Source organism: Rhodopila sp. (assembly GCF_035548235.1).
Taxonomy (GTDB): Bacteria; Pseudomonadota; Alphaproteobacteria; order Acetobacterales; family Acetobacteraceae; genus Rhodopila.
This window is the reverse complement of sequence record NZ_DASZTJ010000113.1, coordinates 1-22,089: the sequence shown is the minus strand read 5'-3', so window position 1 is coordinate 22,089 and position 22,089 is coordinate 1. Positions and strand designations below refer to the sequence as shown.

20 protein-coding genes are annotated in these 22,089 nt (G+C 65.5%); 5 read left to right on the top strand and 15 right to left on the bottom strand.

Annotated features, from left to right (window positions below):
* Window positions 1–47 precede the first annotated feature (47 nt).
* Window positions 48–1,073, top strand: coding sequence for a threonine dehydratase (locus tag VHB27_RS09925; RefSeq protein ID WP_325599802.1), 1,026 nt, complete (start codon window positions 48–50; stop codon window positions 1,071–1,073).
* A 119-nt stretch (window positions 1,074–1,192) separates the two neighbouring features.
* The gene (locus VHB27_RS09920; RefSeq protein WP_325599800.1) at window positions 1,193–1,807 is read left to right on the top strand and encodes a glycine zipper family protein; all 615 of its coding nucleotides are present in this window, start codon (window positions 1,193–1,195) and stop codon (window positions 1,805–1,807) included.
* Window positions 1,808–2,029: 222 nt separating this feature from the next.
* Here the strand turns inward: VHB27_RS09920 and VHB27_RS09915 are convergent, their stop codons facing one another.
* From VHB27_RS09915 to rph, 14 genes are all read right to left on the bottom strand, one after another.
* Window positions 2,030–3,376 carry an ABC transporter substrate-binding protein gene (locus VHB27_RS09915; protein WP_325599798.1) on the bottom strand — a complete coding sequence of 449 codons (1,347 nt, stop codon included), beginning with the start codon at window positions 3,374–3,376 and terminating at the stop codon, window positions 2,030–2,032.
* Window positions 3,377–3,534: 158 nt separating this feature from the next.
* Window positions 3,535–4,146: an SCO family protein gene (locus tag VHB27_RS09910; RefSeq protein WP_325599796.1), complete on the bottom strand. Its 612-nt coding sequence runs from the start codon at window positions 4,144–4,146 to the stop codon at window positions 3,535–3,537.
* 30 nt (window positions 4,147–4,176) lie between these two features.
* Entirely contained in the window at window positions 4,177–5,223 is a 1,047-nt protein-coding gene (locus VHB27_RS09905; RefSeq protein ID WP_325599794.1) for a CopD family protein, read from the bottom strand.
* Window positions 5,224–5,577: a copper homeostasis periplasmic binding protein CopC gene (gene copC, locus VHB27_RS09900; protein WP_325599792.1), complete on the bottom strand. Its 354-nt coding sequence runs from the start codon at window positions 5,575–5,577 to the stop codon at window positions 5,224–5,226. It lies immediately after the preceding gene.
* Window positions 5,578–5,593: 16 nt separating this feature from the next.
* Window positions 5,594–6,538, bottom strand: coding sequence for a hypothetical protein (locus VHB27_RS09895; protein WP_325599790.1), 945 nt, complete (start codon window positions 6,536–6,538; stop codon window positions 5,594–5,596).
* Window positions 6,539–6,708: 170 nt separating this feature from the next.
* Window positions 6,709–7,071, bottom strand: coding sequence for a hypothetical protein (locus VHB27_RS09890; protein ID WP_325599788.1), 363 nt, complete (start codon window positions 7,069–7,071; stop codon window positions 6,709–6,711).
* A 198-nt stretch (window positions 7,072–7,269) separates the two neighbouring features.
* The gene (gene moaB / locus VHB27_RS09885; protein WP_325599786.1) at window positions 7,270–7,818 is read right to left on the bottom strand and encodes a molybdenum cofactor biosynthesis protein B; all 549 of its coding nucleotides are present in this window, start codon (window positions 7,816–7,818) and stop codon (window positions 7,270–7,272) included.
* Window positions 7,819–7,850: 32 nt separating this feature from the next.
* Window positions 7,851–9,584: a lytic transglycosylase domain-containing protein gene (locus VHB27_RS09880; protein WP_325599784.1), complete on the bottom strand. Its 1,734-nt coding sequence runs from the start codon at window positions 9,582–9,584 to the stop codon at window positions 7,851–7,853.
* Between the two features lie 266 nt (window positions 9,585–9,850).
* On the bottom strand, window positions 9,851–10,654 hold the full coding sequence (locus tag VHB27_RS09875) for a uracil-DNA glycosylase (protein ID WP_325599782.1): 804 nt from the start codon (window positions 10,652–10,654) through the stop codon (window positions 9,851–9,853).
* Between the two features lie 112 nt (window positions 10,655–10,766).
* Window positions 10,767–11,381: a thiamine pyrophosphate-dependent enzyme gene (locus VHB27_RS09870; RefSeq protein WP_325599780.1), complete on the bottom strand. Its 615-nt coding sequence runs from the start codon at window positions 11,379–11,381 to the stop codon at window positions 10,767–10,769.
* Between the two features lie 16 nt (window positions 11,382–11,397).
* Complete coding sequence (locus tag VHB27_RS09865; protein WP_325599778.1) at window positions 11,398–11,916, bottom strand: phosphonopyruvate decarboxylase; 519 nt, start codon at window positions 11,914–11,916, stop codon at window positions 11,398–11,400.
* A 9-nt stretch (window positions 11,917–11,925) separates the two neighbouring features.
* A complete protein-coding gene (locus tag VHB27_RS09860) occupies window positions 11,926–13,131 on the bottom strand; it encodes an ABC transporter substrate-binding protein (RefSeq protein WP_325599776.1) in 1,206 nt (401 codons plus the stop codon).
* A 221-nt stretch (window positions 13,132–13,352) separates the two neighbouring features.
* The gene (locus tag VHB27_RS09855) at window positions 13,353–13,952 is read right to left on the bottom strand and encodes a non-canonical purine NTP pyrophosphatase (RefSeq protein ID WP_325599774.1); all 600 of its coding nucleotides are present in this window, start codon (window positions 13,950–13,952) and stop codon (window positions 13,353–13,355) included.
* Window positions 13,952–14,668 (bottom strand): ribonuclease PH, encoded by a 717-nt coding sequence (rph, locus tag VHB27_RS09850; protein ID WP_325599772.1) that lies wholly within the window; start codon window positions 14,666–14,668, stop codon window positions 13,952–13,954. Before rph ends, VHB27_RS09855 begins: the two co-directional genes overlap by 1 nt.
* Window positions 14,669–14,755: 87 nt before the next feature.
* On the opposite strand from rph, the gene VHB27_RS09845 reads away from it, so the two are divergent.
* The 3 genes from VHB27_RS09845 to VHB27_RS09835 all read left to right on the top strand — a co-directional run bounded on the left by VHB27_RS09845 (window position 14,756) and on the right by VHB27_RS09835 (window position 18,429).
* Window positions 14,756–15,814, top strand: a complete 1,059-nt coding sequence (locus tag VHB27_RS09845) for an amidohydrolase family protein (RefSeq protein WP_325599770.1) — start codon at window positions 14,756–14,758, stop codon at window positions 15,812–15,814.
* 13 nt (window positions 15,815–15,827) lie between these two features.
* Window positions 15,828–16,931: an amidohydrolase family protein gene (locus VHB27_RS09840; protein WP_325599768.1), complete on the top strand. Its 1,104-nt coding sequence runs from the start codon at window positions 15,828–15,830 to the stop codon at window positions 16,929–16,931.
* A gap of 556 nt (window positions 16,932–17,487) precedes the next feature.
* The gene (locus VHB27_RS09835; RefSeq protein ID WP_325599766.1) at window positions 17,488–18,429 is read left to right on the top strand and encodes a glycosyltransferase family 2 protein; all 942 of its coding nucleotides are present in this window, start codon (window positions 17,488–17,490) and stop codon (window positions 18,427–18,429) included.
* On the opposite strand, the gene VHB27_RS09830 is transcribed toward VHB27_RS09835, so the two are convergent.
* Window positions 18,430–22,089: glycosyltransferase (locus tag VHB27_RS09830; RefSeq protein ID WP_325599764.1), on the bottom strand; the 3,660-nt coding region annotated here is incomplete at its 5' end.

Below are 22,089 nucleotides of genomic sequence, written 5' to 3'. Positions count from 1 at the left end.
GCAGCAATGCCGCGTCCGCCAAGGCCAGAACAACAGGCTAGGCGTTCATGTTCTCCCTCCATGACTTGGAAGACGCGGCCATCCTGGTGCATGCGCATCTTGGGCCGTCTCCGGCCCTTGCCTGGCCGCTGCTCGCGCGGCGCACCGGCGCCGAGGTATTCGTCAAGCATGAGAACCATTTGCCGACCGGCGCCTTCAAGGTGCGCGGCGGGGTCGTGTACGCCGATCGCCTGACCCGCGACGGAACCGCCGGGCGCGGATTGATCTCTGCGACGCGGGGCAATCACGGCCAGTCGCTCGCCTGGGCCGGGCAGCGCTTCGGCATCCCGGTCACCATCGTCGTCCCCTTCGGGAACAGCACCGAGAAGAACGCCGCGATGACCGCCTTTGGCGCGCGGCTGATTGAACACGGCGCGGATTTCGAGGAAGCGCGCGAGGAAGCCGATCGGCTTGCCGCAGCCGAGGGACTGACCTTCGTCCCGTCTTTCGCGCCACCGCTGATGCGGGGTGTCGCGACCTATGCGCTTGAACTGTTCCGGACAGTGCCCGACCTGGACGCGGTGTACGTGCCGATCGGCCTCGGGTCGGGGATCTGCGGGACGATCCTGGCCCGCGACCTGCTCGGCCTGAAGACACGGGTGATCGGCGTGCAGAGCACCGGCGCGGATGCCTATGCCCGGTCCTTCGCCGCCCGCACGGTGGTGCCCGGCAACCGGGCCGAGACCCGGGCGGACGGCATCGCCGTGCGCCAGCCCGACCCGGACGCCCTGCGCATCATCCTGGCCGGCTGCGAGCGGATCGCCACGGTCCCCGACGACGCCATCGCCGCAGCCATCCGCGCCTATTGGACCGACACGCACAACCTGATCGAGGGCGCCGGCGCCGCCCCCCTCGCGGCCCTGATCGCCGAACGGGAACAGATGCGCGGCAAGCGGGTCGCCCTGATCGCCAGCGGGGGCAACCTCGACATGACGCTGTTCCGGATGTGGGTTGCCCAGGAGGTTGCCGAAGGGGTTGCCCAGGGGGCTGCCGAAGGGGTCACCAAGGGGGGCACCAAGGGGGGCACCGGCTGATCGGGGTGGTCTCGCGGACAGTTTCAATTACGTTCACAATATGTTACATCAAGCCACGGCGGGGAAACCAATATCTGTGTCAGCACGGTATCCTACGCCGGAGTTCAGGGAGCATTTCGATGAACCGCGCGGTCCCCGCTATCGGACTGGTCTCCGTCCTGGCATTGAGCGCCTGCGCCGTTGCCCCGCCGCAGGGACCGACGGTGATGGCGCTGCCCCCGGCAGGCAAGTCATTCGAGGCGTTCCAGCAAGATGACGCCGTTTGCCGCGGCTTCGCACAGCAGCAGACAGGTGGTGCTTCGGCATCCCAGGCTGCCACCAACAGCGCGGTCGGCAGCGCCCTCCTTGGTACTGCGCTTGGCGCCGGCGTCGGCGCGGCGCTTGGTTCGGTCGGCGGTGCGGTGGGCGCGGGCGCGGCGATCGGCGGCGCGACGGGCCTGCTGGCGGGCACCGCGATCGGCGCGGGCAACGCCCAGGCAGCCGGCGGCAGCATCCAGGCTCGATATGACACCGCGTATACGCAGTGCATGTACGCGAAAGGCAATACGGTGCAGAGCGCGCCGAGTTATGCCTATGGTTATCCGGCCGGCTCCTACTATCCGGCGCCTTACGCCTATGGCCCCGCATATTACGGTCCGACCGTGGTTGTCGGCGGCGGCTGGGGATGGGGTGGCGGCTGGGGTTGGCATCATCCGTGGGGATGGCACGGCGGCTGGGGCTATCATCACTGGTAGCCGCCTTCAGCCAGGCCCACGCCCAGGCATGTCCGCACCCGCCCTTTCAAGCACCTGACCCGAAGCCGTCATGGCCGGGCTCGGCCGGGCTATGTTTCTTCCCCAAGGTATGGGATGGCCGGTCGAGCCGAACCATGACGAGACCGCCCACGGCGAGACCGCCGGGCCAGGACGCGACGGGCGCCGGCGGATCCCCGCAATGCGCCCGTCACGGGACGCCGGTCAGCGCGTAAAGCCGGAGATCTCGTCCTCGGCCCAGGAGATCACCTGCGGGATCGTCTGCCCCTCCTTCAAGCGTGCCATGATCTGGTTGTGGACCGCGCGGTTGTAGATCTGGACGGCGACGTCAGGCGAAGCCTCAGAGGCGGTGAGCGACGGAATCTGGCCGCTCGCCTGTCGGAGCGGGTAATTGTAGACCGTCCCCACCGGCGGAGCGACGGTTTCCCACACCTTGAAATCGGTCAGCTTCGCATAGGGCGGCAGGTCGTAGCCGTCGCAGGCGATCTCGCGTGCCTCGATATTCTCCCGCTGCATCAGGTACACCAGCAGGTCCTTCGCGGCACTTTTGTTCTGACTGAAATTATAGACGCCCCAGAAGTATTGCTGCGTGGGAACGAAACGTCCCTTCGGCCCGGCCGGTGCCGGGAAGGTCCAGCAATCGGCGGCGACTTTGGGGGCGTCGCGCTTGGCGACCGCCCAGGCCGACGGCGGATTGAAGATCAGTGCCGACTTGCCGGAAATCAACGCGCGGTTGTTCGATGCATCGTCGTAGCTGACGGCATCGGCCGGATAGAATTTCACCAGCCGCTGCGCGAACTCCATCGCCTGGCGCGTGCCATCCGATTTCAATTGAGACTTGCCCTCCGCGTCGATCAGGGCGCCGCCGAAGGCCGAGAACAGCGCGCCATGCAGGTCGGTGCCGTCGGTGTTGCCGCCGCCGCCCATGCCCATGGAGAACGTCATGCCCCCCTTCTGCGCCGCTTCGGCGTATTTCAGGAAATTCTCCCACGTCCAGGCGTCCTGCAGCGCATTGTGCTCGTCATGCGTGGGATACATCGCCTGCAGGTCCAGCCCTTGCTCCTTGAACCAACTGATCCGAGCGCAGGGCGGCTTGGTCTGGGTACCGTTGCTGGCGGGGATTGCGACCCAATGCCCCTTGTTGTTGGCCAGGTAGGTCGCGATCTTGTTGACGTCGCCGTTGGCCGCCTGCAGTTGCTTCATCTGGTCGTCGACGGGATCGAGCGAGTCAGCGTAATTCTGCACGTCCCAGCTGATGAATGTCATGATGTCATGACCGGTCTTGGCCTGGGTCTCCGCCGCCGGCGTCAATTGCAGCTTGGTGCCCGTGGTGGTGATGAAGTCAGCCGTCACCTCGACCTTGTTCTTATCGGCCCACGCGTTGATCTGCTTCGTCATGATATCGTTGGCACCCGGGACCCAATGGTCCCAGAACCCTGCGTTCAGCTTCCCCGCGGCGCCGGCGGTGCGGATATGCACCAACGGCAACGCCGTTGCCGCCGCGGCGAGCTTGAGCGCGCGGCGGCGTGGAATCGTCACGGATCGTCCCATGTATGTCTCCCTATGACGCCGCCCATCGAGGGGTCGGCTTTTATTCTGCGTCGGCACCCTTTTCATGGGTGTGACGACAGATTACGGCATGGGACGGACTTGTGAACTCAAAATCGCCAAGCAGCACGCCGACTGGCATGATTTTTTGGCAATGAACGTTACCCGAGGAGCTTGCTCAGATTCGACGCCATCTCCCCGCTGGAAAGATCGGCGCGAACCGGCGCGACGAAACGTCCGTCGCTGTCCATGAGGTACAGGACCGAGCTATGGTCCATCGAGTAATCGTCAGGCCCCGGCCCGGTGGGATGTTTCGCGTAATAGACGCGATACTCCTTCGCGACCGTGGCGATTTCATCGGGCGTGCCGGTCAGGCCCACGAACTCCGGACCGAACGCAGCGGCGTACTGCTTCACCACGGAGGCGGTGTCGCGCTCGGGATCGACCGTGATGAACAACGGCACGATCTTCTTCGCTTTCGCACCAAGCTTGTCCAACGCGTCCGCCACCGCGTTCAGGGTTGTCGGGCAGACATCGGGACAGTGTGTATAGCCGAAATAGACCAGCATGTATTTACCGCGGAAGGTCTTGTCCGTGACGGTCTTGCCGGCGCCATCCTGCAGGGTGAACGGCCCGCCGATGCCGATCCCACCGCTTCCGTTGTCGCTCAGCCACATGAACGCGCCGGCGCCGATCAGGAGCACCGCGAGGGTCATGCCCATCACGGCATACAGGATCATCGGCGAGGATTGCCGGGGCTTAGTGGTATTCATGTCCGCCTCCAAAGGCCGCGGCCATCGGTCTCATGATGACGCCGCGCGCGATATCAACCAGTTGTCCGTGGATATGCCAACCGCTGGTATGCCAGCCGCTGGTATGCCAGCCACCGGGGCGGTCTGACCAGTGAACGGCCCGTAACCAGCGCTTGCATAACCAGCGCTTGGATCACCACGCCTTGGGATCGACCAGGACAACGACGCCGGCCTGACCGGCTTCCGATCGATGGCCGGCATCCCGCTCGCGAGCCAGCCGGCAGCGAGGACGATGCCGCAGCCCAGCAGCGCCTCGGTCGCGACGGACAGGCGCAGCGGGCCGGCGCGCCCATCGGCCGCCAGCCGGTCGGTCAGCCAAAGCCGGTTGAGCAGCGCCAGTCCGAGCGCGGCGGTGAACAGACCCAGCTTCAGCAGCACGATATGCCCGTATGGCGTGCCGACAAGGCCCGGTACGCTGCCGACCAGGGTGATCGCCTGGATCGTGCCGGTCACGCCGATCACCAGCACGCAGGCGAGGCCGATCGGCGTGAACCGCTCGCACACCGCCGCACCATCCGCCGGCGCCAGTTTGCCGACGGACAGGAACAAGGGCAGCAACGACCCGAACCAGATGCCGGCGGCGGGAAGGTGCAGCGCCTCGGCGACCAGCGGCGCGCCGTCGCCCTCGGCCGCGCCGGCATGGGCCATCAGCCCTTGCAGGGCGGCGGCGAGTACGATGAACCCCAGCGCCGGCCAGCGCCACCATCGGAACGCCAGGCCGCCGAACAGCAGCAGGGCAAAACGCGCCATCATCACCTGGCCGAAACGCGTGGCCTCGGCGACCAGCGGCAGGGCTCGCAGGGTCTCCGAGACCGACGCGGCGCCGGCCATGCTGGCCGCTTCGACCGCCAGCCAGAGGCCGCCGGCTGCGATCGCCAGGACCAGACTGACCCAGCCCAGGCGGTCCACCCGTCCGCGCAGGGACGCCGGGATGTCCGAAGCGGCCGGCAGGACCAGGGTCCGGAATGCCGCCACCCCCAGGAACGACAGCATTCCGGCCAGGTGCAGGCCGCGCGACAGGATGATCGCGGCCTGCATTCAGGGACTGACGGTGAAGGTGAAGTGGCCCTCCGTCTTGTGCGTATCGACCGAGACCACATGCCAATCCACCGTGTAGGTCCCCGGCTTCAGCGGTTTCAGCGGAACCACCAGAGTCCGGCCGCCGTCCCGTGCCACCGGGGCGCCGCCGGTGACAGCGGCACCGGCGGCGTTGGTGACGGCGACGTGGCAGAACATCGGTTCCACCTCTTCCGTATAGGTCAGCATCAGGGATTTCGGCGCGCTGGCCACAGCGGACCCGACGGCGGGCGTGGCGCGTTCCAGGAACGCATGCGCGTAGGCCGGGGTGAAGGCCGGCGTACCCATAAGGCACGCCAGGACCAGGAGGATCAACGACCGGTACATGGCCTCAGAACCAATCCACGATCGGCTTGCCCAGCGAGTGGGAGAACAGATCGTCGAAATAGAGATGGAACTGCGCGATCACCCCCAGATGCGACCCCGTGGCCCGGTTGCCGGGGACCAGCATCTCCACTGCCAGGGCATAGTCGGTCGCCGTGTAGTTCAGCCCCACTCCCCACAGATAGGTCGTCGGAGAGTCGTTCGGTTTCGAGGCCGGCGACGTCCAGGCCAGCTCGACCACCGGGGTCAGCCGGTTGACGAACTCGGGGAACCCATAGTCCTTCACCTGGGTCGACAGGTAGCGCAGGCTGTATTGCAGCGACAGCCCGCCCTCCCAGCCGTTCGAGATGCCGTTGTTCTCGGCGCCGGTGGCCGGGTCGACCTTCAGCTTCTTGTCGGCGATCGTGTACCCAAGCTCCCCCGTCAGGGCCAGCGGTCGCAGCAGCGGCACCGGGATGTCGCCGAAGCCCTTGGCGAAATAGATGGTGGGCGTCGTCGAACTGCTGTCGTCGTTGTCCAGCACTGCGCCGTTCGTGCCGTTGGCGCCGGTGCGGGCGAAGGCCCGGGACACGCCGATGGAGATCATCGTCTCATGCTTGTCGTTGACGAAGATCTTGTCCTTCAGCGTGATCTCCAGGTTGTTCCAGCCATTGGCCGTCTTGTCCCCTGGCCGGGTGAGCCAGGCGTATCCGTAGTTCAGCGCAAAGCCGAAGTTCTCGGTGATCCGCTTGTCCCACTCGAAGCCGAGGCCATACGCCGCCCCGGCAGGGCCCGACTCATTGGGCTGCGGCAGGAAGCTGAACGTGGGAAGCGCCGCCTCGTCGGCGACATTCGCGTCGTCGATCAGCAGGGTGGAGATGAACAGGTGATTGCCCGCGAAACCGTGGGCATGGGCGTGCGGGGCAGCGGCGATCAGGGCCGCGAGCCCGACGGGAACAAAAACGTATTTCATGACAATCCTGAAGCGGCCGGTTCGGCCGGAATGACGGACGGATGGCGGCGCGGCCGGATACGAGGAACGGCCCCGGGCGCTCAAGAGGCCTTCAAGAAAGGCCTCGGAGACGCCCAAGGACGCGTCCCCCTGGCGCACCCTTGGCGCACCGCGACGAAAAGCAGCCGACGTCAGGCGGAAGGTGGCGCTCGGGGTTGCCCCGGCAGGCGCGGAACGGGCGGCGCCGTCGCCTGCACGAACGGCGCCGGCGCATGAAGGACAAGCCTGGAACCTGGCGGCCGCACCGCCGGCACGTCCGGCAGCGCTACCGCCGCCGCGGCATGCAGCGCGAGACAGAACGGACAGACCAGGCAGTCGAGGGGCGGCGCCCTATGATTCGACCCGTCCGAGGCCGGCTGCGGATGGCACAGCGTCTCGGTCGAAAACACCGCCGCGACCGGATCGGGTTTCGGCACGGTCGTGCCCAGGGCGATCTGCACCATGAGCGCGACCAGCGCCGCAAGCAGCCCCGGAAAACGGCGGGCCAGGATCATGGTGCGGGGAGCGGCGGGCCGGCACTCGCCGCGAAAGGACACAGCACGCGCCGTTTTGAAAGAGGCCACGGGGACCGGTCGCGATCGATATCGGCGCCATCCGGCTTCACGGGACGCTTCACCCCCAACTGCGGGATCCATCCCGCTTTCGCCACCTGTTATGACCCAGGCCTGTCCCTCGATCAATCCGCGGCGTGGCTATTCGGCGGCCGGCTTCAGGTGTTCCTGCAAGCGGGGCATCAGTTCCACCAGGTTGCACGGGCGGTGGCGGTTATCGAGCTGATACACCAGGATGTCGTCCCAGCCATCCTTCACCGCCCCGGTGCTGCCGGGCAGCGCGAACAGATAGGTGCCGCCGGCCACGCCGCCGATCGCGCGCGACTGGATCGTGGAGGTGCCGATCTTCTGGTAGCTCAGCATGCGGAACAGTTCGCCGAAGCCCTCGATGCGCTTGTCCAGCACGCGGTCGAACGCCTCCGGCGTGACGTCGCGGCCGGTGACGCCGGTGCCCCCGGTGGTGATCACCACGTCCACCGCCGGATCGGCGATCCAGCGGCGCAGATGTGCTTCGATCGCACTGGCGTCGTCCTTTTCGATCACGCGCTCCGCCACGCGATGGCCGGATTTCGCGATCCGCTCCGCCAGGGCGTCGCCCGAGGTATCGTTCGCCGCCGTGCGGGTGTCGGAGACCGTCATGACCGCGATGTTCACCGCGATGAACGGACGGGAATCATCAAGACGCGCCATCGCCTGTCCCTCCGCCGCGCCGGGGATGGAGGTCAGTGAAGGACCGGAGCGGCCGCCATCATCTTGCGCTTCCGCCCGTCATCCGTGAAGCGTGGAAACTCGCCGGCGGCCAATTGGTCCAGGCTGGGCGCTGGGACGTGCAGCCGCGCGGCGTAGATCCAGGAATACACCAGGGCGGTGGGGACGAAGGCGCGGGTCTCCGCGACCGGGATCGTCTCGATGAACATCAGCGGATCGTCGCCGTCGCGCATGTCGGCCTCCCAGCGGGCCAGCGCGCCGGGTCCGGCATTATAGCTCGCCAGCAGCCGCATCAGGTCCTCATCGACCCCGTCCTGGCGCGCGAGGACGGTGATGTAGCGCTGGCCGATATCGAGGTTGACCTCAGGCTCGTGCAGCCAGCTCAGGTCGAAATAGTCGGAGCCGGTGATGGATTCCGCCGTCGCCGGCATGATCTGCATCAGGCCATGCGCGCCGGCCGGCGACACGGCGGTGGTGTCGAAATTCGATTCCAGCCGGGTCAGCGCATAGACCAGCGCCGGATCGACGTGAAACCCACCGGCGGGACGCAGTTGCGGCACGGGGAAGCGCAGTTCGTCATAGCGGACGCCTTCGGCGGCCTGGAGCAGGTCCGCCATCTGCGCGGCGAAATCGATCAATTGCGCGGCCGAGGCCACCAGCAGCAGCGACCGCGCGAAGGTCGCACTGGCCTGGGCCTGCGGCCAGAGCAGCCGCAGTTCCGCCTCCGCCCGGCTGGTCTGGCCGATCTGCAGCAATGCGAAGGCGCGCCGGCCCGGCGCGGTGGCGCCGACCGCATCCGCGTCCGCCTGCGACACCAACTGACCGCTGGGAACGATGCCGGTCGGCAAGCGCAGCATGCGACGGGCAAGGAAGCCGTGGAACGTCAGCGGCTGATCGGCCGCGACATGCAGCCATTGCGTGGTGCCGGCGGCATCGTGCAGCCGCCGCGCGGCGCGCGAGGCCCAGAACGCCGAGGCCGCCCGCAGCGATGGCGTCGTCATCGCGGCGTTCGCCCCGCCCGCGAACATCGTCAGCGCCAGGTCCATCCGGTCCTGCCGCCAAGCGGCAAGACCGGCGATGTAATAGGCCAATGTCGGCCGGCTGTTCTCGGGCGTGTCGCGCAGCACCGCGTCGGCAATGCGCAGCGCCTCGTCATCGCGGTTCGCAATGAACGCGGCCTGCGCCACCTCCGCCCGCAACTCCGCTCCATAGGCCGGCGACAGCCTGGGGCGGGACGCGACCAGCCGCAACGCGCTGGCGAAGGCGCCCTTTCCCGCCTGGTCCATGACCCTGCCGTCGAGGGCCGGGTCGCGCGCCAGGGTGCGGTGGGGCTCGTCCTGGTTCTCCGGCACCGGGTCCGGCGCGGCGGAGCGGTCCAAGCCGCCAAGCTCCGGTTTCGACGGGACGGGCGCGCCCTTCGGCAGCTTCGTCCGCAACAGGGCAAAGATCGCCGGTGCATCGGCGCAATCGCCGTACTTCGCGAGCCAGTCGGTCAGCTCATCGACCGTGGAGCGGTGGAACCGGCCGAGATAGCGGTCCGCGAGGATCGGCCCCATCAGCACGGGATCCTCAAGCTGGTCGACGGCCCGCTGCGCCTCCGGGATGTTCCCCCGTCCCTGCATCAGGAAGATGCGCCGCGCCAGCGCCGCGTCGCTGGGGCGCAGCGGACGCGGCAGGCTGACGGCACCGCCGCGGCTGAAATGGGCGGATGCCCATGCGGCCTCATCGGGATAACCGATGCCTGCCACTTCCGTCGCTTTCGCTGCTGTCCCTTTGCTGCCTGACGATCCGGGCAAAGCTTGCCCATGCGCGGCGGACGAAAACGCCCCCACGATGATCGCTGCCCCGGCCAGGATGGCCTTCGCGGGCGGAAGCAGGGAGAGCGTTTGACCGATCCCTCGCATGCCGCTTCGCTAACCGCTACAGACATGAGACGCAACCCCACTCGTCGTGACATATCTCTATTTATGAGATGACTCACGGGAAAGTGGCGGATTACGGCCCGTTCATCTGTTCAAATATTTGTTGGTTTTGCATCCAACGCTCGGTGCAACTTCCGCAGGGCGCGCCATGCGTCCCGCCGCAGAGGCGGTTTCTTCAGAAGTTCGCCGGGGCTGGGCAAAACGAGCGCGGGGACCGGCGATGTCAGGCCCGGCGTCCGCAAGTCCACCCAATCCACTGGCGCCTGACGCCGCGGCGGCTGACCCAGCAGCGCCTTGGCCGCCACATTGCCCAGGATCAGGACATGGGCCGGTCCCAGCAGGGCGATCAGGCGATGCAGGAACGGCAGCAGCAGGGCGAGTTCAGCCGGATTGGCCGGCCGGCCGCCGGGGGGGCGCCAGGGGATCAGCGGGGTCAGCATCAGCGTCTCGCGCCGCAGGCCGATACTGCCAAGCATCTGGTCGAGGAGCTGGCCTTCAGGGCCAGCGAAGGGATGGCCGCCGCGGTCTTCCTCCCTCCCAGGGGGGTCGCCGATCAGAAGGACGGCGCTTTCCGGGTTGCCCTCGGCGAAGACGAGGTGACTGGCGGTCTGCTTCAGAGCGCAATGCTCGAACGCGGCAATGGCGGCGCGGAGGGCGTCCAGGGTCTGTGCCGCGCCGGCGGCCGCGAGGGCCTGTTCGCCGGGGGTGCCGGCGTGAGGGGGGCTGAGGGATGCGACGGGGGTTTCCGGCTGCACCCGAACCGCCGCCGGCCGGCTCGGCAGCAGCGGTACACGCTCAGGTTGCAGAAGGCGATCGACCGGATCGGTCACCAACGCTTCGTCGGCGCCCCATTCGAGCTGAAGGTGCAGCGCGGTCCAGTCGGTGTCGAGGGTCATGGGGCCTGGTGCATCGGCAACGAGGCAGCGGCGCGTCCTCCGCGATGGCACCCCTCCGCCCGCCACGACGGGAGGTGCGAGGGTGCCATACGGTCGCCCCTCCCGCCTCCCCTCACCCGACCAATGCCGCCCGGAACCGGTCCCGCTCGATATGCGGCACCAGGTTCTTCTTGCCGTCATGCGTCGCCGGGCCTTCCTTCACCCGGAGCAGGATGAAGGCCAGTCCTCCGCCTTCGCGCAGCAGGCGGCGGCCCTCGGCCAGGTCGGCTTCGGTGTTGATGACGTGAACGACCGGGAAGCCGCAGCCGGCGGCGATCACATCCAGCCGCACGCCGAGGCCGGTGTGGCTGTCCTGGTTGCCCGTCTCCCCATAATGGCCGTTGTCGACGCAGATGATGGTCAGGTTCGGCGGGTTCTGCAGCGCGATCGTGGCCAGCGCGCCGACGTTCATCAGCAGTTCGCCGTCGCCGGTGGCCACCAGCACGCGCTTCTTCGGCTGCGCCAGCGCCAATCCCAGGCCCATCATCGGGGCGGCCCCCATGGCGCCACCCAGGCCGAACAGACGCGGGCTTTCATGCGTCAGCGCCGACAGTTCCCACGCCGTGCCGGCCAGGCCGGCGACCATCAGGAAGTCGTCCGGGTTCTGGATCAACGCCGGCACCGCCTGGCGGCGGTCGAGCACCGCGTCCGGCAGCGTGGCGGTTTGCAGCTTGTTCAACTTGGCCATCTTGCTTGCTCCCGCCTTAGAATTTCTTCGCGCCGATCAGGCGCTGGCCCAACAGAACCGCGACCTGCTGGCGGCACTGGAACGCCATGGTGATCGCGGCGCTGACGCACGGGATCACATCGCCGGGGTGGTCCGCCCGCAGCACGATGACGCCCATCGCCTTCAGCACCGGCTCGACCGCCTGCCCCATGGCGAACTGCCAGGGATTGCCCTCCCCGAAATCGCCGCGCATCGACACCAGCGTCAGGAACGGAGAGCGGCAGCCCTGGGTGAGCGACAGCATGTTGATCGTGTTGCCCACGCCCGAGGACTGCATCAGCAGCACCGCCTTCGCGCCGCCGAGATCGGCGCCGACGACCTGGGCGACGCCTTCTTCCTCGGTCGTCAGGGGCACCGAGTGGACGTCGGGATCGGCCAGGGACCGGTCGATCAGCACCTTGTGCCCGGCGTCGGGCACATAAGCGAACTGGGTGACGCCGCTTTCCTTCAGCAGATCGTATAGGTGCGTCTGCCACGAGTCTTTCGTTTCGGTCATTGATCCATCCTAGTTCCGAACCAGCTTGCAGCCGCCCTTGTCGAGCGGCCGGAAGGCTTCATCGCCAGGTACCGTCGCGAGCACCTGGTAAACGTCCCACCGGGACTTCGATTCCCCGGGTGATTTCACCCGAAACGTGTACATGTCATGCACCGCCCTGCCATCCGGCCTTATCGTCACGGTACCGAAGAGGGCGTCGTGGATCGGTGCCTTGCGCATCTGTGCGACCACGGCCTCCCCGTCGATGGTCTGCGCTGCCTTGACGGCGTGCAGATAGGCCAGGACCTCGGAATAGACGCCGGCCTGGTTCGCCGTGGGCATCCTGCCGTTGAAGCGCTGGGCGAAGCGGCGGCTGAACGCGCGGGTGGAGTCGTTCAGGTCCCAGTAGAACGCTTCCGTCACCGTCAGGCCCTGGGCCGCTTTCAGCCCGATCGCGTCGACATCGACGATCTGCGTGAACAGGCCCGCCAGGATCTGCTTGCGGGTGAGACCGAATTCCGCCGCCTGCTTGACCGCGTTGATCAGGTCGGCGCCGGTATCGGCCAGCGCCACGACCTTGGCGCCCGATGATTGCGCCTGCAACAGGTAGGATGAGAAATCGGACGTTCCCAGCGGATGCTTCACCGATCCCAGCACCTTGCCGCCGAGGCCGGTCAAGGTCGCCGTCGCGTCACGCTCCAGCGCCGCACCCAAGGCGTAGTCGAAGGAAATGAAATACCAGCTATCCCCGCCTTGCTTCACGATGGCCCGAGCGATGGTGCTGCCGAGAGCGTAGGTGTCCATGGTCCATTGGACGGTGGTGGGCTGGCAGAATTTTCCCGTCAGGTCGGACGTGCCGACATTCGTTGCCAGGAAGGTACGATGCTTCTCGGCCATCACCGTGTTGACGGCGAGACCGACAGCGGAATTGACCGAGTCCGCCACTGCATCGACGCCGTCGCGATCGATCCAGGCGCGCACGATCCCGGTGCCGATATCGGGCTTGTTCTGGTGATCGGCGGCAAGGATCTGGACCTTGAACGGGCTGGGCGCCTCCGCGGCAAAGTCCTCGGCCGCCATCTGCGCGGCGACGACCGACCCGCGACCGGACTGATCGGCGAAGGGACCGTTCATGTCGTTCAGGATGCCGATCTTGACGATGTCGGGCATGGCTGCCGATGCGCGCACCGCCGGGAGGAACAGGGCCAGCGCCAGGACCGCCCACAGGGTCCGCATGATGGGTCTCCTTTCCCCGCTATTCATCCTCGCGGGTCTCGCCCCGCCCTCCTTCCTGTCGCGGTTCGGCCTGACTGAACCATGTTCCTCCTCGATCGTGTTCCCTGACGCGGGGAATGGCCCGGTCAGGCCGGGCCATGACGGCGGGCCGGGCCGTGACAGGGGCCGAACCGTCATGGAGAGGGTGGCCGAGGGTCATCATCGACACTTCCGGTATTACATCATCCGAAGCACGACGCCAGCACCTGCGCGAAGGCACGCGCCCTGTGGCTGACGGCGTGCTTGGCGTCCGGGTCCATTTCGCCGAACGTCGCCGTGGCGCCGGCCGGAACGAACATCGGATCGTAGCCGAACCCTTTGTCGCCGCGCGGCGGCCAGACGGCGGTTCCGTCGATGCGGCCGATGAAGGTCTCGGTATGGCCGTCGGGCCAGGCGAGGCAGAGCGCGGCGATGAACCAGGCCCGCCGGTCCGGATCGGCGCCGATCTTCCGGTTCACCTCGGCCATCGCCCCCGTGAAGTCCTTGGACGGCCCGGCCCAGCGGGCGGAATAGACCCCGGGATCGCCGCCCAGCGCGGCGACGCAGAAGCCGGAATCGTCGGACAGCGCGGGCAGCCCGCTGGCCGTGGCGGCAGCCAGCGCCTTGATCCTGGCGTTGCCGGCAAAATCGGGGGCGTTCTCCTCGGGTTCGGGGAGGCCGAGCGCACCGGCGGAGACGACTTCGATGCCGTGGGGACGGACCAGCGCCTCGATCTCTCGCAGCTTGCCCTTGTTGTGGCTGGCCAGGACCAGTTTGCCGCCGCTGGTGAGCTTGCGCGCCATCAGTCCCCCAAGACCTGGCGCTGCGCGGCGAACAGGGCGTCGGTGCCGGCGCGGGCCAGGGCCATCAGCGCATGGAACTGCGCCTCGTTGAACGCGGTCTTCTCTGCCGTCGCCTGGATCTCCACGATGCCGCCATCGCTCGTCATCACGAAGTTGCCGTCCGCCTCGGCGTTGGAATCCTCGGCGTAGTCGAGGTCCAGGACCGGCGTGCCCTCGACGATCCCGCAGGAGACGGCGGCGACCTGGCCGATCAGCGGGACGGCCTTCAGCACGTTCATCTTCACCAGGTGCCGGAACGCCAGCGACAGCGCGACATAGGCGCCGGTGATGGAGGCACAGCGCGTGCCGCCATCGGCGTTGATCACGTCGCAGTCGAGCGTGACCGACATCTCGCCCATCGCCTGGCGGTCGACGACGGCGCGCAGCGACCGCCCGATCAGGCGCTGGATTTCCTGGGTGCGGCCGGACTGCTTGCCGCGCGCGGCCTCCCGGTCGCCGCGGGTGTGCGTTGCGCGCGGCAGCATGCCGTATTCGGCGGTGATCCAGCCCACGCCCTGGTTGCGCAGGAAGGGCGGCACCTTGGCTTCCACGCTGGCAGCGCAGAGGACTTCGGTATTGCCCATGCGGATCAGGCAGGAGCCTTCGGCGTGGCGGGCGAACCCGGTCTCGATGGAGACGGCGCGCAGCGCGTCGGGGGAGCGGCCGGATGGGCGCATGGGCGAATTTCCTGTCTTGGCGGAATGGTTGTATCCGTGTGGCCGGAAAAAGATGCGCCTGCAAGGCGCGGGCAAGAGGAAGCAGCCATGACGGCGATCGAACGCGGCGGTATCGACTGCGACCTGCACCCCGCGGTGCCGAACCTGAAGGCGCTGTATCCGTACCTGACCGATCACTGGCGCGACATCGCCGTCCAACGGGGCATGAGCGAGCTGAACTCCATCGCCTACCCCGCCAATTCGCCGCTGACCGCGCGCCCCGACTGGCGGCCGAACGGTCAGCCGGCCGGATCGGACCTGGACCTGGTGCGGAAGCAGGCGCTGGACCCGTTCGGCACCAGCATCGCCATCGCCAACTGCCTCTACGGCGTGCAACTGCTGTTCAGCGAAGACATGGGCGCGGCGTTCGCCCGGGCGGTGAACGATTGGATGGCGAAGGAGTGGCTGGATCGGGAGCCGCGGCTGCGGGCGTCGATCGTGGTGCCGGTGCAGAACCCCGAGATGGCGGTGGACGAGATCGAGCGCCTGGCCCCGGACCGGCGCTTCGTGCAGGTGCTGCTGCTGGTGATGGGGGACATGCCGTTGGGCAAGCGGCATTACTGGCCGATCTACGCCGCCGCCGAACGCCATGGGCTGACGGTCGGCATCCATGCCGGGAGCGCCTACCGCCACCCGGTCACGCCGATCGGTTGGCCGAGCTATTACACCGAGGACTATGCGGCGCAGGCCACGGGGTTCCAGCAGGCCTTGTCCTCCCTGATCTGCGAGGGCGTGTTCGTGAAGCATCCCGACCTCAAGGTCGTGCTGCTGGAGTCGGGGTTCACCTGGCTGCCGGCGCATCTGTGGCGGCTGTCGAAGTTCTGGCGTGGGTTGCGGATGGAAGTCCCGTGGCTGGACCGGTCCCCGACCGAGGTGGTGAAGACCAATGTGCGCCTGACCATCCAGCCCTGCGACGCACCGCCCGACGAGGCCGGGCTGTTGAAATTGCTGGATCATCTGGAATCGGATGAGCTACTTTTGTTTGCAACCGACTACCCGCATTGGCAGTTCGACGATGACCAGGTGCTGCCGTCGGGCTTGCCGCCGGCGCTGGTTCGGAAGATCATGATCGACAACCCGAAGGCGACATATCCACGGCTATCGTAAAAAAGGCCACGCCATGAACGTTCAGGTCAAAGCCCGTCCGCTGCCGCAACCGGCCAATCAGTCCAAGCTGGCGACCGCCGACTGCGACATCCATCCCCAGCGTGCCAGCGACAAGGACCTGCACCCGTTCCTGGAGAAGCGGTGGATCGAGCACATGCAGATGTTCGGCTCCCGCCCGCGGCAGGCGTACCAGTCGGGGCCGGCCTATCCGAAAAGCCAGCCGTTCGCCTCCCGCCGCGATGCCTGGCCGCCGGGCGGGCGGCCGGGATCGTCCCTGCCCTTCCTGCGCGAGCAGTTGCTGGACGCCAACAACTGCGTGCTGGGTGTGCTGAACGCCACCGGCGACAACGGCCAGTCGTTCCAGAACCGGGCGTTCGGTGCGGCCGTGTGCCACGCGATGAACGAGTGGCTGATCGCCGAATGGCTGGAGCCGGAGCCGCGGCTGAAGGGCTCGATCGTCGTGCCGTACGAGGACGCCGAGGCGGCGGTGGCCGAGATCGAACGCTATGCCGGCGATCCGCGCTTCGTGCAGGTGCTGATGCTGAACCGCACCAGCGAACCGCCGGGGCAGAAGCGGTACTGGAAAGTCTATGAGGCCGCGGCCGCGGCGGGCCTGCCCGTGGGCGTTCACGCCTTCGGCTTCGGCGGCTACCCGGTCAGCGGGGGCGGCTGGCCGTCCTTTTACATCGAGGACATGGTCGGGCACGCGCAGTCGATGCAGAGCTTCCTGACGTCGATGGTGGTCGAGGGAGTGTTCGAGCGGTTCCCGAGCCTGCGGCTGGTGCTGATCGAGGCCGGGTTCGCCTGGGTGCCGGCGCTGGCGTGGCGGCTGGACAAGCTGTGGCACCGGCTGAAGGCGGAAACACCGCACCTGAAGCGCCTGCCGTCGGAATATATCCGGGAGAGTGTGTGGCTGACGACCCAGCCGATGGAAGAGCCGGCGAACCGGGCGCATGTGCTGGATGCGATCGACTGGATCGGGTGGGACCGGCTGCTGTTCGCGACGGATTATCCGCACTGGGATTACGACGATCCGTCGCATGTGCTGCCGCTGCCGGTGCCCGAGGCGAAGCGGCGCGGGTTCTTTCTGGAGAACGCGGTCGCGTTGTACGGCTGACGTTCGGTCCGCGGCGCCGGCGATTGACGCGTGTGGCCAAACGTTGGAAGAACGCGGCTGCAACGTTTAGGGCCCCTGCTCGCTGTCCGTGGCCGAACCCTTTTGTCTCTCCGACCTGCAGGATGGTCAGCCAGGTTTTAGGCGTCCGCTCCATGGCTTCGCCACCTGGGGCACATGGCACGCGGCCGGCCGGCGGCTTCTGAAGCTCGGGATTGAGCTCGCAGGCGCGCTGCCGCGCGACCTCGTCCGTTCCGTAGGCGGACCGCGGTCGGATGTGCTGACCGTTGAGGACGGCGGGCGCTTCGACCCTGCGGCGCGGTGTATCGCGCTTTCTCGGCTTGTTCCGGGGTTCCCCATCCGATCGCGGCGCGGGTTCACCGACGGTCATGACGGATCTCGATCCGCGGACCACGGCGCGTAAGGGCGATACTTTGATTATGCTAAAACTTGACCGGCCCGCCCGCTTCGCTCCGGATGCTCGTGCGATTGCCAACGAACCCGGCACAGCGGCGCTAGACTCGCGTGTGGCGCAACCATCCATGATCTTTCCGACCCGATGCCCGTCAGGTCCGAAAATTCGGAGCCGCAATATTTTATGAATCCCGAAACGTGCGCTGTAATAGTGACCTATAATCCCAACTCGACATCATTCCGAGATGTGGTCGCAAGCCTGTACAGGCAAGTGGACACTATCGCTGTTGTAGATAATGCCTCACAAAACCTCTCCGAGATCGAGGCGGTCATCCAGGATTTTTCTTTCGAATTGATCAGACTTTCCGAAAACAAGGGAATTGCATACGCTCAGAACGCCGGTATTAACTATGGGATTTCGCAAGGCACAAAATATATCCTGCTTATGGACCAGGACACCGTTTTGCCAGAAGGGACAGTTGGTGCACTGCGCGATGAATGCATTACCCTGGAAAACCAAGGGGTAAAGGTGGGGGCCATAGGGTGTGCCTACCGGGATACGCATGATGACAAGATCAGCGTGATTTGGAAAGCCAACGGCTTCAAGCTTGAAAAGCAAAATGTTGATACAAATGCCAAGCAACTGGTCGCTGCAGACTGCGTGATCGCCTCCGGCTCCCTCATTCCTGTTGCGACCCTGAGTGAGGTTGGTTTGATGGACGAGGGTCTGTTCATAGATCTTGTTGATGTCGAATGGGGATTGCGGGCGAAGGCTCACGGCTACCAGAGCTATCAGAGTTTCAAGAAAATCATGAGCCATACGCTGGGAAGCGGCCGATTGAACCTATTGGGGAGGGTCGTTACCGTGCATAGCCCCATCCGGAATTATTACACTATAAGGAATAGTCTTATTTTGGCACGGCGGCGTTATATTTGTCCGGCGTGGCGGCTTTATCTCGTCCTGCACATTTTCCCGTACCTCATTGTGTTCGGATTGGTTGCCAGCCAGAAATGGCCGCGCATCAATTTCATGATGCGCGGCCTGGCAGATGGCCTCCTTGCACGAGGTGGTCCGTATCGCGCCTGACTACGCTCCGTCTGTGCTGCCGGCGGTCTGGTGGACACTTGCTTCGCTGCTCTTCTCGAGGATCTCTCCCTTGACGATTTGCCTAGAGACGAGCGCCATGAACCGACACGAAAAGGTATCGATTGTCAGTTCTTGTTCGAAGCGATGACGAGCGACCATGCCCATCCGCGGCAAGTCGCTGCGTTTCTCGTAAGCGGCGAGCAACTTCTCGGCCAGGGAGACCGCGTTCTCCGGTTCGAACACAAGACAGGAATCATGGTCCAGTACCTCGATGAGGCCAACGCGGCTGCTCAGGATGATGGGCCTCGAAAGCATGGCAGCCTCCGCGGCAACCAGAGACGCAGCATCGTCCCTTGAGCAGCACACCACCATGTCGGCCGAAGCAATCAGGCGGAGCTGCGATTGGTGATCGAGCAGCCCGAGATACTCGATCTCGGGCAGGTCTGCCATCTTCGCCTTGAGACCGTTCCAGAAGCTCCTGTGGCTGTCCCAGAGCTTGCCGGTAAGCAGGAAGCGACACTGTCGGCGAACCTCCGGCGGCAGCAGCGCGACCGCCTCGACCAGCAGGTCTTGCCCCTTCCGCGGCTCGATCGTTCCGGTGAGGACGAAAGTGAGAGGGGCTGTCGGATTTCGAGGCTCCGGTGCGACCGGTTGGTCCGGTATGCCGTTGCGGAGCACTTCCACTGCGATGCCCGGCGGCACGAAACTCCTGGCATAGTCGCTCACGCAAATCGTACAGACGCGCTTCCATTCCACGCCCGACAGGCGCTTCAGGTCGGATGACAGGGATTGCGCTTCGTGCAGCCACCAGAGAGTCCTGAGGATCGGGATGGCCGACAACTGTCGCACGACATCCACGAGAGCGACGGAGTTGACTACGGCGAGATCGAAATTGCGGGCGAAGCGCTCGAACAGGAAATGATTGTGGCAGATCGACTCGTCGATGATCACCGCAATCCCAGCCTTGATCAGCTCCGCCCGCATTGGTCCGTCGGCAGGTGCGACGACGAGGGGGAACCCGCCGTTCCGGCGCACGACGTTTGCCGCGTAAAACAGCATCCTCGGCGCACCAGTCAGCGTCAGCTCGTGAGACACAAACAGGACGTCCGGTCCCGTGTAGTGTTCACGTGGGTCGAGGTGCTCCGCGTATATTCTGTAATCAAAACGGAAATCTTTGTACAATACCTGCTTCATCGAGTTGGTGAAGTAAGGATCCTTCGACACGAGCGCACCCCAGCGCTTCAGGGCATAGATGTCCGCCTTGTACTTATCCGACTTGGCGTTCCAGGAATGGTTGCCGATGTGCCTCAGCAGCGCATGGGGTGTATAGACGCAGCGGTAACCAGCCTCGACCAGCTTGTAGCTGAGATCCATATCGGAGTGGCCATCCCGCGTGTTCGCCGCGTCGAAGGCGCCCACCTCCTGGAACAGGCCCTTCCGAAAAGCACAGCATGCACCGGACAGGATGGATACGTTGCGGACGTATCTGTGCATTGTCAGGAAGGGGTCCAAACCATCCTTCGGGACGTTGTTGTAGGCAGTGCCGCAGAGACCCGGGGTTCCGGAGATCATACCGGCATATTGGATGGTGTCGTCGTCATGGAGCAGCTTCGGCGAAACCCCGCCCACGCCCGGAACCCACAGATATTCGATCAGGCGCTCGACCCAGTCCCGCTGCAGCGGAAACACGTCGTCATTGTAGAAGACGACGATCTCACCGCGAGCGGCCTCGGCGCCCTCGTTACACTTGTCGGAGAAATTGTACTTCTTGTCGTATTTGAGGAAGCGCAGTGCCGGCCACTCCGAGAATTCTTCCATGAGACGATCAGCGAGCGGTCCATTGCAAACCACCACGACTTCGAAATTCGGGTAGCCTGTCTCCTCCCGGACCGAATTCAGCACCAGCCGCAGGTTTTTTGCGGAGTCCGAGGGGATGACGATGGAGACCAGCGGCAGTTCCTTCGGCAGCGCGATGCGCACGCAATTGGCTTCCGGTAGAGGAATCGCCTTCCCCGGTATGCCCCGTCTGCGCAACGCGTCGTCCAGCGCCCGGATGTTTGTCTCCCGCGCAAAATCCTTGCCGCCGGCGGCAGCCGATCCGGGGATCGAGCGCCAGAGGTAGAGCAGGCGCTCGATATGCACGATGCGCTTGGCTACTTCCGCCGCCCGCAGGGCAAGGTCATAGTCTTGCGAGTAATCATACTCGCTGCGGAATCGTCCGACATTCTCTACCAAGTCCTTTCGGTAGACCGTCAGGTGGCCGGTCAGCATGGCGTTGAACATGAATTCCGGCGACCAGTCGGGCTTGAAGATGAAGTGATGAAGCCGCCGACTGGCGGTGTCGCTGACTTTGCATTCGTCGGAGTAGAAGAAGTCGGCATCCGGTTGCCGGTTGATCGCCTCGGCGACACGGAACAGGGCGTCTGGCGTGAGTTCGTCGTCATGATCGAGCAAAGCGACGTATTCGCCCTGCGCCATCTCTAGCGCCGCGTTGGACGCGGCCGAAATGCCCCCGTTGCGTTCCATGACCCTGAAGCGCACCCGGACGTCGGAGGCGGCGAATTCCTGAAGCAGTTTCCGTTGGTCATCGTCGGGTGAGCAGTCGTCCACCGCGCACAGTTCCCAACGGTCGTAATATTGCTCAAGCAACGATTCCACTGCTCGTCGCAGCCATTGTACCGGCGTCTTGTAAACTGGCATGATGACGGAGATGAGCGGCTGGATCTCAAAGTCGTCTTGCATCTGCCGCGCCAGTTCGGGGGATAGTTCCGATTGCTGCTGCGCGAATATGTCCTGTGCGATGGCCACGGCATCCTCATTCCGCGCACTCTCCACCTCCAGTTGGCGCAGCTTCGATCTCAAGCCGGTCAGTCCTTGTTGGTGCAGGACCTGTACTCCGCGACGCATAAGCGAAACTGGACCGCCGACGCGCTGCGAGAGCCGGAGAGCAAAGGCGGCCATGCGGTTTGCCCGCCTCAGTCGCGATCCCGCCCACATAATGGGAAAAGTAGCGGTCCGCACCCCCGGCAGCCTGCCCAGTTGTGCGACATAGGCAGGATTGCCCCTGGCCAGCGCTATCGCCGCACGCAGCGGCCGCGTGATCCGCCAGGAACTCGAACGCAGCAGTGCGTCGCATCGCACCGCCAACTCTGCCCTTTCCCGGGCCAGCCTCTCCGCTTCGGCAGCCTGAGCTCGCAACATCACCGTTTCCTGTTCGGCCTGCCACAGCATATCGAGGCCTGCATCCCGCTCCGCCTCGGCGGCGCGCAGTTTCGCCTCGGTTTCCTGCACGGCCCAGCGCAGATTGACCACCTCGCCCCTGGCGGCGAACAGGCCGCGTATTTCGGCTGTCGCACCGGGACTTTTGGCAGCAGCGAACAACGCACGCAACGGTTCCGGAAACACCCCACCCAGGCCAAGCACGCCGAGGCCATGGCCATGGACAAATTCGAAATGCGGATGGTCGGCCTTCAACTCTTGCCAGAGGCGCCAGATCCCGAAGCCCCTTTTGCGAACGTTGATGTCGTGGAACAGCACCACACCTCGATTGGACAGCGTCTCCCGCCACAAATGGAAATCCGCCGCCGCCGCTTCGTAGGTATGGACGCCGTCGATGTGGAGTAAGTCCACCTCGCCGGCGGCGAAGTATTGCCGCGCCTC

Excerpts from the sequence above, each read along its gene's own strand:
- VHB27_RS09890 (WP_325599788.1), bottom strand. The coding sequence starts at position 7,071 with ATGATCCTGGCCCGCCGTTTTCCGGGGCTGCTTGCGGCGCTGGTCGCG.
- VHB27_RS09865 (WP_325599778.1), bottom strand. The coding sequence starts at position 11,916 with ATGACCGAAACGAAAGACTCGTGGCAGACGCACCTATACGATCTGCTG.
- VHB27_RS09860 (WP_325599776.1), bottom strand. The coding sequence starts at position 13,131 with ATGCGGACCCTGTGGGCGGTCCTGGCGCTGGCCCTGTTCCTCCCGGCG.
- VHB27_RS09845 (WP_325599770.1), top strand. The coding sequence starts at position 14,756 with ATGACGGCGATCGAACGCGGCGGTATCGACTGCGACCTGCACCCCGCG.
- rph (WP_325599772.1), bottom strand. The coding sequence starts at position 14,668 with ATGCGCCCATCCGGCCGCTCCCCCGACGCGCTGCGCGCCGTCTCCATC.
- VHB27_RS09870 (WP_325599780.1), bottom strand. The coding sequence starts at position 11,381 with ATGGCCAAGTTGAACAAGCTGCAAACCGCCACGCTGCCGGACGCGGTG.
- VHB27_RS09895 (WP_325599790.1), bottom strand. The coding sequence starts at position 6,538 with ATGAAATACGTTTTTGTTCCCGTCGGGCTCGCGGCCCTGATCGCCGCT.
- VHB27_RS09920 (WP_325599800.1), top strand. The coding sequence starts at position 1,193 with ATGAACCGCGCGGTCCCCGCTATCGGACTGGTCTCCGTCCTGGCATTG.
- VHB27_RS09910 (WP_325599796.1), bottom strand. The coding sequence starts at position 4,146 with ATGAATACCACTAAGCCCCGGCAATCCTCGCCGATGATCCTGTATGCC.
- VHB27_RS09835 (WP_325599766.1), top strand. The coding sequence starts at position 17,488 with ATGCCCGTCAGGTCCGAAAATTCGGAGCCGCAATATTTTATGAATCCC.
- VHB27_RS09925 (WP_325599802.1), top strand. The coding sequence starts at position 48 with ATGTTCTCCCTCCATGACTTGGAAGACGCGGCCATCCTGGTGCATGCG.
- moaB (WP_325599786.1), bottom strand. The coding sequence starts at position 7,818 with ATGGCGCGTCTTGATGATTCCCGTCCGTTCATCGCGGTGAACATCGCG.
- VHB27_RS09915 (WP_325599798.1), bottom strand. The coding sequence starts at position 3,376 with ATGGGACGATCCGTGACGATTCCACGCCGCCGCGCGCTCAAGCTCGCC.
- VHB27_RS09840 (WP_325599768.1), top strand. The coding sequence starts at position 15,828 with ATGAACGTTCAGGTCAAAGCCCGTCCGCTGCCGCAACCGGCCAATCAG.
- VHB27_RS09855 (WP_325599774.1), bottom strand. The coding sequence starts at position 13,952 with ATGGCGCGCAAGCTCACCAGCGGCGGCAAACTGGTCCTGGCCAGCCAC.
- VHB27_RS09905 (WP_325599794.1), bottom strand. The coding sequence starts at position 5,223 with ATGCAGGCCGCGATCATCCTGTCGCGCGGCCTGCACCTGGCCGGAATG.
- VHB27_RS09875 (WP_325599782.1), bottom strand. The coding sequence starts at position 10,654 with ATGACCCTCGACACCGACTGGACCGCGCTGCACCTTCAGCTCGAATGG.